The 12,011-nt window shown below is 71.5% G+C and carries 9 protein-coding genes; 7 read left to right on the top strand and 2 right to left on the bottom strand.

Annotated features, from left to right (window positions below; translation table 11 throughout):
* The first annotated feature begins 277 nt into the window (after positions 1-277).
* A complete protein-coding gene (locus tag KHC27_RS15140; RefSeq protein ID WP_213340222.1) occupies positions 278-640 on the top strand; it encodes a hypothetical protein in 363 nt (120 codons plus the stop codon).
* A gap of 120 nt (positions 641-760) precedes the next feature.
* Here KHC27_RS15140 and KHC27_RS15145 read toward each other — a convergent pair whose 3' ends face one another.
* Complete coding sequence (locus tag KHC27_RS15145; protein WP_213340223.1) at positions 761-1,489, bottom strand: alpha/beta hydrolase; 729 nt, start codon at positions 1,487-1,489, stop codon at positions 761-763.
* A 347-nt stretch (positions 1,490-1,836) separates the two neighbouring features.
* Here KHC27_RS15145 and KHC27_RS15150 point away from each other — a divergent pair, with 347 nt between their 5' ends.
* Complete coding sequence (locus KHC27_RS15150; RefSeq protein WP_213340224.1) at positions 1,837-2,700, top strand: DMT family transporter; 864 nt, start codon at positions 1,837-1,839, stop codon at positions 2,698-2,700.
* 90 nt (positions 2,701-2,790) lie between these two features.
* Here KHC27_RS15150 and KHC27_RS15155 read toward each other — a convergent pair whose 3' ends face one another.
* Complete coding sequence (locus KHC27_RS15155) at positions 2,791-4,143, bottom strand: esterase-like activity of phytase family protein (RefSeq protein WP_213340327.1); 1,353 nt, start codon at positions 4,141-4,143, stop codon at positions 2,791-2,793.
* A 240-nt stretch (positions 4,144-4,383) separates the two neighbouring features.
* Here KHC27_RS15155 and recJ point away from each other — a divergent pair, with 240 nt between their 5' ends.
* The 5 genes from recJ to KHC27_RS15180 all read left to right on the top strand — a co-directional run bounded on the left by recJ (position 4,384) and on the right by KHC27_RS15180 (position 11,986).
* A complete protein-coding gene (gene recJ, locus KHC27_RS15160) occupies positions 4,384-6,228 on the top strand; it encodes a single-stranded-DNA-specific exonuclease RecJ (protein WP_213340225.1) in 1,845 nt (614 codons plus the stop codon).
* Positions 6,229-6,579: 351 nt separating this feature from the next.
* The gene (locus KHC27_RS15165) at positions 6,580-7,833 is read left to right on the top strand and encodes a TIGR03862 family flavoprotein (RefSeq protein WP_343210920.1); all 1,254 of its coding nucleotides are present in this window, start codon (positions 6,580-6,582) and stop codon (positions 7,831-7,833) included.
* Between the two features lie 171 nt (positions 7,834-8,004).
* Complete coding sequence (locus tag KHC27_RS15170; RefSeq protein ID WP_213340227.1) at positions 8,005-9,813, top strand: potassium/proton antiporter; 1,809 nt, start codon at positions 8,005-8,007, stop codon at positions 9,811-9,813.
* A gap of 361 nt (positions 9,814-10,174) precedes the next feature.
* Complete coding sequence (locus KHC27_RS15175) at positions 10,175-10,459, top strand: hypothetical protein (RefSeq protein ID WP_213340228.1); 285 nt, start codon at positions 10,175-10,177, stop codon at positions 10,457-10,459.
* Between the two features lie 213 nt (positions 10,460-10,672).
* Positions 10,673-11,986 (top strand): imelysin family protein, encoded by a 1,314-nt coding sequence (locus tag KHC27_RS15180; protein ID WP_213340229.1) that lies wholly within the window; start codon positions 10,673-10,675, stop codon positions 11,984-11,986.
* Positions 11,987-12,011: the final 25 nt, after the last annotated feature.

Below are 12,011 nucleotides of genomic sequence, written 5' to 3' on the forward strand. Positions count from 1 at the left end.
GCCCCTTTGCTTTTCCGGGGGACGGCCGCATGCCGGCGGCCGCTGGCGGCGGCGGACGTGCCAACGGGAAGGGTTTGGGCACGGAGGGGGCTGGGAAGGGCTTGGGCCGGGCTCCGGTGTTCTGTATACCAGTAGCGCCGGCTGGCGCCCCGAGGGGCGCCAGGGCCGGCCGACGTTCCCGACGGGGCGTGAGGGGTTGGTCGGCGCCGCGACGGCGCCCGCACCGACCGGCGCCCCGGGCCGGGCGCAAGGACAATGTTGCAAGAGGAAAGATCCAATGGCCGTTTCCCAGATCTACAAGGGCCACGACACCCCGCTGGTCCCGCTGCTCGCCCAGTTCGACGCGCTGCTGCTGGCGGATGATTATGCCGGCGTGGCCAAGGCCCTTGCCGACTTCCTGGAGGCGAACCCGACCTCGCGCTATCTCGCGCTGGAGCCGGTGCCCTTCAAGATCAGCACCTATCTCACCAAGAAGTACGGCTCCTCCTCGGCGGTGACCACCTTCACCCTGCGCCGCTCGACCTGGGCGACCGAGGTGCAGAACGCGCTGGCCGCCGGTCCTGATGCCTTCGTCGCGCTGATGAAGGAGATCGACACCCAGGTCGCCGAGATCACCAAGGCCGCCAAGAAGCTGAGCTGAGCCGATCCAGCCGAGCGGGCGCGCCGGCGCGGGCGCCGTCTCCCCGCCGGCGCCCGTCGCGCCCATCATCCCGATGAACCCGGCCGGAGCCTCCGCGCCGGGTTTTTCGTTCCGGCCGGCTCAGCCGGCGGCGGCCGCCGCCGCCCGCAGATCGGCCACCGTCCGGCCGCGCCCGCCCATGAAGAAGTCGACGCCGACCTGCACCATGTGCGGCTGCGAGGCGTGGGGGCCGTCATATTCGAGATAGAGCAGGTCGTAGCCCGCCGCCCGCAGCTTGGCGGCATGGGAGCGGCCGGCGGTGTCGATCGGGGTCTGGGTGTCCTGCCGGCCATGGGCGATGAACACCTTGGGCTCGCCCTCCTGCGCCAGCACCGTCATGAAGCCGGCGGAAAAGGCCATGATATGGGTGACGATGCGCCCGTTGGAGAGGCCGGTGGAAAGCGAGTAGCTGCCGCCGTCGGAATGGCCGGCAAAGGCGAAATGGGTGGGGTCGAGCGTGAAGCGCGAGGCGACCCAGTCGAGCGCGATGTCCAGCCGCTCGCGGTCCGGCCCGTTGCCGGCGATCACGATGTCCCAGGTCGGCAGCAGCGACTGCGGCACCAGCAGCAGGAAGCCGCGCTGCTCGGCGTGGCGGCGCAGGATGGGCATGATCTTCTCGGCGCTGCCGCCGCCGCCGTGGAACAGCGTCACCAGCGGAGTGGGGCGCGCGGGGTCGACGCCTTCCGGCACCACCAGCACATAATCGCGCTCGGCGAACAGGCCGGTGTCGTGCCGGCCGGGCGGCAGCGCCGGCTCGGTCGGGGCGTGATGCTGGAAGGTGAGGCGGCCGGCGAGGGAGAGATCGAACATGGCGCCACCATAGTGGCGGCGACGGCCGCGGCAAGATCGGGCCGCCGGCCGCGGCGTCGCAGGCCCGTCGCCCGGCGTGCTGGCCGCGCCCGGGGCTCGTGCTTCTCCGGGAGGCCGCGCCCGGCCGGGCCGGAGCGGACGAATCGCCCGGGCCGCGATCCCGCGCTTGCGGTCCCGTCGCGTGCGATCCATCATCTATGACAATGATTGCGGCGTCATGATGAGTATTCCATGTGCTGGCCGCAGGGCTGGTATAACCAGTTCCGCTTTGGCGGTGGCGCCGCTTCGGTCTATCTCCTGTCCCACGCGACGGACCCGCCCCGGGGCCGGCGCTACCGTGGTGCCCCATGCCTTTCAGAGACAAGCTGCTCGCCCTCGCCGTGGTCTGCGCGTGGGCGCTCAACATCATCATCGTCAAGCTCGGCACCGCGGAAATTCCGCCCATCTTCATGAGCGCGCTGCGCTTCTTCCTCGTGGCGGCGCTGGTGACGCCGTTCGTGCGGCTGAGCCGGGAGCAGCTTCCCTGGGTCATGCTGGTGTCCGTCACCTTCGGCATCCTGCATTTCGGCCTGCTGTTCATCGCGCTCTCCATGGCCGAGGCCGGCACCAGCTCGATCGTGGTGCAGCTCGGCGCCCCCATCGCCACCGTGCTGGCCTGCATCTTCCTGAAGGAGCGGCTCGGCGCGGTGAAGGTCGCGGGGCTGGCGCTGTCGGTGCTCGGCATCGTGGTGCTGGCGGCCGGGCCGACCCTGCCGGGGCCGCTGGCGCTCTCGCTGCTGATGGTCAGCGCGGCGGGCTGGGCGGTGACCAACCTCATCGTCAAGACCATGCCGGCCATCCGGCCGCTGACCATGATGGGCTGGTCCTCGCTGTTTGCCGCGCCGCAGCTCCTGCTCGCCTCGCTGCTGCTCGAGCATGGCCAGTGGGCCTCGCTGGAGGTCGCGACCTGGCATGGCTGGCTGTCGATCGTCTACAGCGCGGTGATGTCGTCCATCATCGCCTATGGCATCTGGTACTGGCTGCTGCAGCGGCACCCCATCAATACGGTGGTGCCCTATTCCATGCTGAACCCGCTGCTGAGCGTGCTGTTCGGCATCGTGCTGATCGGCGAGCTGCCGGCGCCGATCAAGCTGGTCGGCGCGCTGGTGATGATGGCCGGCGTGGCGCTGGTGCTGCGCCCGGCGGCCGAGCCGGTGGCCGGCCGGGCCTGACCCGGCGGGCGGCGCGTGCCGCCCGCGACGTCATACGGTTGCGGCGCGTGCCGCCCGCGTCGTCGTCCGGCTGCGCCCCGGCGGGGTGCCTCATTTCGCCTTCAGGAACTCCCCGACCTCGAGCAGGATCAGCTCGTTGTCGTCCGCCTTGTTGGGCTCGCGGCTCGACGAGAAGGGCAGGTTGTTGTCGTTGCCGACCACGATGTGGGTGTCGTCCACCACGTCGACATCCTCGATGGTGAAGAACGGGAAGGTCAGCACCCCCTCGTTCAGCGGCTTGCGCGCCAGCCCGTCGGGGTCGGCGATCCTCATCAGGTCGATATGGCCGATCTTGCGGACCTCCTTGCCGGCATTGGCGTCGGTCAGCTCGATCTTCACCACGCGCTTGAAGCGGGCGATGTCGTGGAAGCAGTCCGGCCGCTTCTGGCCCTCGGGGCAGGCCCTGTCGGCGGTGCCCTCGCCATTGTCGCGCTCGATGATCAGGCCGGTGGTGGCGTCGATCATGTTGAAGTCGCCGATGGCGTTACCGTTCTTCGCCAGCGGGTAGTGCCAGAAGCGGCCGGTCCAGCGGCCGGCGGCGACGTCGAATTCGAGAATGGGCAGCACCTCGCGGCCCTCCGCGTCCTTCTGCCAGCCCTTGGCGGCGGGGTCCCAGAGCGGGCCTTCCAGCAGTGCATAGAGGAAGCGGCCGTCCTTCGAGGCCGCCACGCCCTCGAAGCCCTTGGAGCGGCGGGCGTTGAACGTGCCGGTCGCGTCCGGCGTCGAGGGAGAGGCAACCTGGTAGTTGTCGGGCGAGCGCACCGGGGTGTCCCCGGCCATGGTCTCGAACACCGCCTGGATCCGGCCGGAAAGGTCGGCCTTCAGCACATAGGGGCCGAACTCCTCGCCGATCCACAGCGTGTCGCCGAGGATCTGGAAGCTCTCGGGGTCGAAATCGGCGCCGGTGAGGTAACGCGCCGCAGTGCCCTCGTGGACGATGCGGAACGGCACCTTCTTGTCGGGGTCGCGCAGGAACACCGTCTCCAGCCGCTCGAAGCGGCCGGTCTTCCAGTCGATCCGGTAGCGGTTGAGATAGAGCGCGGAATCCGGGCTGTTGGCGCGGGAGCCGAAGCCGTTGTCGGTGAGAATCCAGAACGTGCCGTCCGGCATGGTCTTGATGCCGGAGTGGCCCTGCAGCGGCTGGCCGGCAAAGGGCAGCGCGATGCCGGTGGGCCGCCCGGCGGAGGTGCCCTCCACCGTGCCGAGCGCCTCGACCCGCTTGCCGGTGGTGTATTTGCCGGCGTTCTTCAGGTCGGCGGGCGCATCGTCCGGCATGGTGATGAGGCTGTTCGCCGGCAGCACGGCGTGGCCGGCCAGCGTCGCGGGAAAGGCGGCGTCGTCGGCGCGGGCGGGCAGGGCGGTCATCGCGGCGGACGCGATGCCGGCGAGAAGAAGCGCGCGCAGGCTGGGTCGGGGCGAGCGGGTCATGAAGGCCTCCTCCGTGGCTGAGCCTGTGCTCTTGCCGCCGCGCCATGTCGTCGGCGCAACGAGGCGATGACGCCGCGATGACGGCCTGACGATAGGTCATTGGGCACCGGCGGGTGAACATTCCCGGCGGTCGGTGGCGGCGGTTGCGCCGGCTCCGCGTCCGTTCCGACGGCAAGGCTCTCGACGCGCGGGCGCGGTTCAGGCTCTATCTCGGCGATGAGTCCCGCAAACCCCGCCTTTCCCACCGCCCTGCCGCCGGCGCGGCCCTTTCTCGGGGTGGACCGCTCCGCCACCGGCCGGTTCTGGCGCGAACGGCTCGACCCCCGCGCGAGCGCGGTGCCGCTCGCCATGGTGCAGCGCAACGGCATACCCGAGCTGCTGGCCCGGGTGCTGGCCGCCCGCGACGTGCCGGTCGGCGAGGTCGAGGCCTATCTCGATCCCACGGTGAAGCGCCTGCTGCCCGACCCCGACGTGCTCACCGGCATGGGTGCCGCGGTCGCCCGCCTCGCCGATGCGGTGATGCGCGGAGAGAGCGTGGCGGTGTTCGGCGATTACGACGTCGATGGCGCCACCTCCACCGCGCTGCTGGTGGAGGTGCTGCGCGCGGGCGGGCTCGACCCGCTGTTCCACATTCCCGACCGCATCTTCGAGGGCTATGGGCCCAATATTCCGGCCATCGAGAGCCTCGCCGCCCGTGGCGTGCGGCTGCTGGTGACGGTGGATTGCGGCACGGCGAGCTTCGAGCCCTTCGCCCGTGCCCATGCGCTCGGCCTCGACGTGGTGGTGATCGACCATCACCAGACCGGGGAAGAACTGCCCGAGGTTGCCGCGCTGGTGAACCCGAACCGCGCCGACGACCTCTCCGGGCTCGGCCATCTCTGCGCGGTGGGGCTGGTGTTCATCGTCGCGGTCGGGCTGCTGCGCGAGCTGCGCCGGCGCGGCTGGTGGAGCGAGGCCCGGCCGGCCCCCGACCTGCTGGCGAGCCTCGATCTCGTCGCGCTCGGCACGGTGGCGGATGTGGTGCCGCTGGTGGGGCTGAACCGCGCCTTCGTCACCAAGGGCCTGCTGCAGCTCCGCCGCCGCGAGCGCCCCGGCCTCACCGCGCTGATGGACGTCGCCCGACTCTCGGGGCCGCCGAAGGGCTGGCATCTCGGCTTCCTGCTCGGGCCGCGCATCAATGCGGGCGGGCGCATCGGCGAGGCCACCCTCGGCACCCGGCTGCTGCTGACGCAGGATCCCATCGAGGCCGGCGCCCTCGCCGCCGAGCTCGACCGCCTGAACGCCGAGCGGCAGGGGGTGGAGAAGGCCATATTGGCCGAGGCGGAGGCCGAGACCGAGGCCGCGCTCGGCCGCGAGGGCCACGCCGCCGTCATCCTCGCCAGCGGGCAGGGCTGGCACCCCGGCGTGGTGGGGCTGGTGGCGGCGCGGCTGAAGGAGAAGTTCGGCCGCCCGGCCTTCGCCATCGCCTTCACCGGCGATGTCGGCGCCGGCTCGGCCCGCTCCATTCCCGGCGTCGATGTCGGCCGGGCGGTGCGGGCGGCGGTGGAGGCCGGGCTGCTGGTGAAGGGCGGCGGCCATGCCATGGCGGCGGGCCTCACCCTCGCGCGCGACCGGCTCGGCGCGCTCCGGGCTTTTCTGGAAGAGAAGCTGGCGGAGACGGTGGAAGAGGCGCGGGGCGTCGACGAGCTCGCCATAGACGGCGCGCTGGCCGCCGGGGCGGCGACGCCGGAGCTGGTGGAGCTGGTGGACCGGGCCGGACCCTATGGCGCCGGCAATCCCCAGCCGGTCTTCGCCTTTCCCGCTCACCGGATTGCGCATGCCGAGGCCGGCAATGCCGATCAGGTGCGGGTGCGGCTGCGCGGCCCGGACGGGGCGACCGTCTCCGGCGTCGCCTTCCGCGCCGCCAATGCCCCGCTCGGCCGGGCGCTGCTGAACGCCCGCGGCCAGCTCGTCCATGTCGCCGGCACGCTGGATGTCGACAGTTGGCAGGGCCGCAGCCAGGTGAGCCTGCGCGTCAGCGATGTTGCCGAGGTCGATACGCCGGACCGGCCGCGGGGCTAGCAGCGGGTTGCCGCCTTAGCCTGTTGGAGGATGGGCGCGAGCCGGGGCCGGCCGTCCCCGGCCGGCGCCCGACGTCTGTTTTATCAATGGGTTGAGGCGGGGACCGGATTCAGCGCGTGAGCGGGGGCGGACATGTGCCCTAGCGGAATCGCCGTCTCATCCGTCGGCGACAAGCCGCTGGCCGGACTCGGCTTTCGGCCGTCGCGCCGGCAGAGGCGGCACGGCCGGCTCCGCGCGGCGCGCGGCGGTGAAGCGGCGGGGTAGCCAAGGGCGGGTGCCGAATCCGCGCGCCGCATTGCGGCGGGGCCGGCGCCCGGCTAAGCACGGCGGATGAACACAGAAACGCGGAACGTGACGGCAGGCGGCGTGGCGGGCGGCGAGGCCCCGACGGTGGTGGTGGTCGGCGCCGGGCCGGCCGGGCTGATGGCGGCGGATGTGCTGGCCGGCGCCGGCTGCCGGGTGCGGGTGTTCGACCGCATGCCATCGCCGGCACGCAAATTCCTGCTCGCCGGCCGCGGCGGGCTGAACCTCACCCATTCCGCCCCGCGCGAGCCCTTCCTGCGCCGCTACGGCGCCGCCGCCGACTGGCTGGCGCCCATGCTCGACGCCTTCCCGCCGTCGCGGCTGCGGGCCTTCGCGGCGGAGCTGGGCGAGCCGACCTTCATCGGCACGTCCGGCCGGGTCTTTCCGCAGGCCTTCAAGGCCTCGCCGCTGCTGCGGAGCTGGCTGCGCCGGCTCGACACGCTCGGCGTCGAGCTGGCCGGACGCCGGCTGTGGACCGGCTGGGACGAGGCCGGCCGTCTCACCTTTGCCGGCGAGGCCGCGCCGGTGGCGGCGGACGCCGTGGTGCTGGCGCTGGGCGGGGCGAGCTGGCCGCGGCTCGGCAGCGACGGCGGCTGGACCGGGCTTCTCGCCGGGCGCGGGGTCGCGCTGGCACCGCTCACCGCCGCCAATGTCGGCGCGCTGGCGACGTGGAGCCCGCTGCTGCGCGAGCGCTTCGCCGGCCACCCGCTGAAGCGCATCGCGGTCACCTTCGGCGACACCACGATTCGCGGGGAGGCCGTGCTCACCGCGCACGGGCTGGAGGGCGGACCGTTCTACGCGCTGGCGCCGAAGCTGCGGGAGGCGCTGGCGGCGGGCGCGGACAGCACCGTGATTATCGACCTGAGGCCCGATCTCGCCATCGAGACCCTGTCGGACCGGCTCGCCGAGGCCCGGAAGGGCGAAAGCCTCTCCAACCGGCTGCGCAAGGCGGCGGGGCTGGAGCCGGCGGCGATCGGTCTGCTGCGGGAGGCCGGCGCGCCGCCGACCCATGCCTGGGACCTCGCCGCCGCGATCAAGCGCCTGCCGGTGCGGGTCACCGGCCTCGCCGGGCTGGAGCGCGCCATCTCCACCGCCGGCGGCGTCACCCGCGCCGCGGTGGACGAGGGGCTGATGCTGCGGGCGGTGCCCGGCACCTTCGTCGCCGGGGAGATGCTGGACTGGGAGGCACCCACCGGGGGCTATCTGCTGCAGGCCAGCTTCGCCACCGGCCAGCGCGCCGCCGAGGGTGTGCTGGCCCGGCTGGGCCGGCCGCTGCCGCCGCGCTGGGTGGGCGGCTGGTAGGCGCGCAGGACGGGTTCGGGTCGGGTTCGGGACGGGTTTTCTTGCCTGCCGCGTTCGCCCGTTTTCCCGCCACCCCCAAGTTTTGCCCGAAACCCTCCCTACGCTGATGCCGTTGGGGCATAGGCGGGTGCGGCGCGGCCGGGGCCGCTGCGGGCGAGGGCGGGGGACGGGATGGAAACCATCGCGCTGACCAATGTGCTGCTGCTCGCCGGGGCGGCGCTGATGGTGGTCGGCATCTTCTCCAGCCTCATCGCCTCGCGCTTCGGCGCGCCGCTGCTGCTGGTGTTCCTCGTCATCGGCATGCTGGCGGGCGAATCCGGTCCGGGGCAGGTGCATTTCAGCGATTACCGCGCGACCTATCTGGTGGGCTCGGCGGCGCTGGCGATCATCCTGTTCGATGGCGGGCTGCGCACCCGCATGGGCGCGTTCCGCGGCACGCTCGGGCCGGCGCTGATGCTCTCGACCCTCGGCGTGGTGGTGACGGCGGGGCTGGTGGGGCTGCTGGCGAGCCTGCTGCTCGGCCTGCCGCTGCTGGAGGGGCTGCTGGTCGGCGCGGTGGTGGCGTCCACCGATGCAGCGGCGGTGTTCTTTCTGCTGAAGTCGGGCGGGCTCCAGCTCCGCAAGCGGGTGGGGGCGACGCTCGAGATCGAATCGGCCACCAACGATCCCATCGCGATCTTCCTCTCGCTGGTGCTGGTGCAGCTCGTCGCCGCCGGCGGGGAGGCGCCGGGCTGGGAGCTGCTGCTGCACCTCGCGCAGCAGGGCGTGCTCGGCGCGGCGATCGGCGTCGCCGGCGGGCTCGCGCTGGCCGCGCTGCTGAACCGTTTCGAGCTGCCGAGCGGCCTGCACCCGCTGCTGGCGGTGGGCGCGGCGCTGCTCATCTTCGGGCTGGCGGCGGTGGCGGAAGGGTCCGGCTTTCTCGCCGTCTACCTCGCCGGGCTGGTGCTGGGCAATCGCCCGGTGCGGGCCATCGCCTCCATCGTCAGTTTCCACGACGCCGCCACCTGGCTGGCGCAGCTCGTGATGTTCGTGATGCTCGGCCTGCTGGTCTCGCCGGCGCGGGTGGTGGAATACGCGCTGCCGGCGGTCGGCATCGCGGTGTTCCTCATCCTCGTCGGCCGGCCCGCGGCGGTGTGGCTGTGCCTCGCGCCGTTCGGCTTCCGGCCGCAGGAGAAGGCCTACATCTCCTGGGTGGGGCTGCGCGGGGCGGTGTCGATCTTCCTCGCCACCATTCCCACCCTCGCCGGCGTGCCGAGCGCGGAGGTGTATTTCAACGTCGCCTTCACCGTGGTCATCGTCTCGCTGGTGGTGCAGGGCTGGACCCTGACCCACGCCGCCCGGCTGTTCCAGGTCGCGCTGGCGGAGCCGCTGAAGGAGGCCCGCCGCTTCGAGATCGACCTGCCGGGCCAGCTCGACTACGAGCTGGTGGCCTATCCCGTGGGGCGGGGCAGCCCGGTGCTGAGCCACGGCGTGCTGCCGAACTGGGCCCAGCTCATGCTGGTGGTGCGCGAAGGCGCCATCCTCACCGCGCAGGAGGCGGAGCGGCTGGCGCCGGGCGACTACGCCTATCTCCTCGCCCCGCCGGAGCGGGTGGCGCGGCTCGACCGGCTGTTCGTGCCGGGCGAGGGGCGGGCGGATGTCGAGGTGGCGGCGGCCTTCCCCTTTCGCGGCGACATCTCGCTGGGCGCCATTTCCGATCTCTACGGCCTGCCGGTGGAGCCGCATGAGCGCGACCTCACCATTGCCGACCTGTTCGCCGAGCGCTTCGACGAGCGGCCGGCGGTCGGCAGCCATGTCCGCTTCGGCGCGGCGACGCTGGTGGTGCGGGCGATGGAGGACGACCGGGTGGCGCTGGCCGGGCTCAGCATCGACGACGAGGACCACGCCCGCGACCGCCACATCCTCAACGGCGCGGCGCTGGCACGGCTGCTCGGCCCGCGCCGGGCGACGCGGGAGCGGGCGCGGCGGCGGCATCATTGAGGGGCGGCGCCGGCGGGCGGAAGGGTGCGCGGGACGGCGGCTGAGGGAGCGCGTGCCGCCGTCCCGCCCGGCTCGCGCGGCCAGCCGGGATAACGGCCTCGCGAGCGGTTCGGTGCCGCGCCGCGACGTGGTGTCGTCGGCGGGTGAGGAGTCGAATACGACGCTCTATTTGGCCGCGCAAGAAGTATCTTCGCGTATTATTATAGTTCAAAACTGACGTCGCGGCCTAATACTTCGCTGAACCGGCGCGGATCGGCCGGCGGGACGGCGCGGGTTTGGCGCGGGGCCTGCGCCGCCGCCGCGCTGTCGCCCTTTTCCCGGTGCGATGCTGCCGCTACATGTCCCCGCAACGGAGGATGGAATGGCACGGCTGTTCTTTCGCAGTGGACGCAGCAGCGCGGCCGCGCCCGATACCGCGCGCGATCTGGCGGAGAAGGCGCGCGCCATTCTCGGCCTCGGCGAGGAATCGACGGTCTCCATCTCGGAGATCGCCTGCGGCGACCCGGGCTGCGGTGGCGCGGAGACGGTGGTGCTCATCATGCGGCCCGGCCGCCGCACCGAGGCGGCCAAGCTGCTTCAGCCTCTCGCCAGCGTGACCGAAGACGCCCTGCGCGCCGCGCTGGCGCCGCATGTGGAAGCGGTTTGAAATCGTTCCAGAGTATAAACTCTGGAGCTTTTCCAATCTGCGCCGAAGCCTTGCAAGTATTGGTGTTGCAGGGCCCGCGCAGCACTGGCGGACGCAGCGTAATGATTGAAGTATAATAATTCCAATATGTTCCGGCCGCCTTGAGGGCGGTTTTTCAAAGGCGTAGGACATTTCGGGAGGGCGCTGCCGCACGCGCCCCGAGGAGATGATCCCATGCGAGCCAGTTCCCTGTTTTCGGCGCCAGCCCTCGCCGTTGCCGTGCTCGGCGTCGCGCTGGCCGCCGGCCCGGCGTTCGCGCAGGCCAAGCCCGATGCGACGTCCGACGCCCCCAAGCCGCGCGACATCCTGGTGACCTACGCCAATGTCGCCCAGGCGATGTATGACGACAGCCTGAAGACGGCGAAGGACCTGCAGGGCGCGGTGGACGCGTTCCTCGCCGCGCCGACCGAGGACAACCTCGCCAAGGCGAAGACCGCCTGGAAGGCGGCCCGGGTGCCCTACCAGCAGAGCGAGGGCTTCCGCTTCGGCAATCCCATCGTCGATGCGTGGGAAGGCAAGGTGAACGCCTGGCCGCTCGACGAGGGGCTGATCGACTATGTCGACGCCAAGTCCTATGGCGACACCTCCGACGAGAACCCGCTCTACACCGCGAACGTCATCGCCAACCCGAAGATCCGCGTCGGCAAGAAGACCATCGACGCCACCACCATCACCCCCGCGGTGCTGGAGCAGCTCCAGGAAGCGGGCGGCGTCGAATCCAACGTCGCCACCGGCTACCACGCCATCGAGTTCCTGCTCTGGGGCCAGGACCTGAACGGCACCGGCCCGGGCGCGGGCAAGCGCCCCGCCAGCGACTACGACACCAAGAACTGCACCGGCGGCCATTGCGAACGCCGCGCCGCCTATCTCAAGGCCGCGACCGACCTGCTGGTCGCCGACCTCGGCGACATGGCCAAGGCGTGGAGCGAGAAGGGCAAGGCGCGCAAGGCCGTGCTGGCCAAGAAGGACAAGGCCGGTCTGGGCGTGATCCTGACCGGGCTCGGCTCGCTCTCCTATGGCGAGCTGGCGGGCGAGCGGATGAAGCTCGGCCTCATCCTCCACGACCCCGAGGAAGAGCACGACTGCTTCTCCGATAACACCCACAACTCGCATTATTACGACGAGGTCGGCATCGCCTCGATCTATCGCGGCCGCTACACCCGGGTCGACGGTTCGGTCGTGGAGGGGGCTTCGGTCTCCGCCTACGCCAAGGCGCTGGCGCCGAAGGCCGCCGAGGAGGCCGAGGCCAAGGTCGACGCCGCGCTCGCCGCGCTGAAGGCCATCAAGGACGAGGCCGACAGCGGCAAGGAGGCCTATGACCAGATGATCGGCGAGGGCAACACCGAGGGCAATGCCCTGGTGCAGAAGGGCGTCGACTCCCTCGTCGCCCAGACCCGCGCCTTCGAGGGCGTGGTCGCGGCGCTGAAGCTGAAGATCAAGGTCGAGGGTTCGGACAGCCTTGACGATCCTTCCAAGGTCAGCCAGTGACGTCGGCCCGACCGTGACGTGACGA

It is taken from the genome of Ancylobacter lacus (assembly GCF_018390635.1).
GTDB classification, from domain to species: domain Bacteria; phylum Pseudomonadota; class Alphaproteobacteria; order Rhizobiales; family Xanthobacteraceae; genus Ancylobacter; species Ancylobacter lacus.

Bases quoted from the DNA above. Each gene is read 5' to 3' on its own strand.
- KHC27_RS15140 (WP_213340222.1), top strand. From the start codon at position 278: ATGGCCGTTTCCCAGATCTACAAGGGCCACGACACCCCGCTGGTCCCG.
- KHC27_RS15180 (WP_213340229.1), top strand. From the start codon at position 10,673: ATGCGAGCCAGTTCCCTGTTTTCGGCGCCAGCCCTCGCCGTTGCCGTG.
- KHC27_RS15170 (WP_213340227.1), top strand. From the start codon at position 8,005: ATGGAAACCATCGCGCTGACCAATGTGCTGCTGCTCGCCGGGGCGGCG.
- recJ (WP_213340225.1), top strand. From the start codon at position 4,384: ATGAGTCCCGCAAACCCCGCCTTTCCCACCGCCCTGCCGCCGGCGCGG.
- KHC27_RS15175 (WP_213340228.1), top strand. From the start codon at position 10,175: ATGGCACGGCTGTTCTTTCGCAGTGGACGCAGCAGCGCGGCCGCGCCC.
- KHC27_RS15145 (WP_213340223.1), bottom strand. From the start codon at position 1,489: ATGTTCGATCTCTCCCTCGCCGGCCGCCTCACCTTCCAGCATCACGCC.
- KHC27_RS15150 (WP_213340224.1), top strand. From the start codon at position 1,837: ATGCCTTTCAGAGACAAGCTGCTCGCCCTCGCCGTGGTCTGCGCGTGG.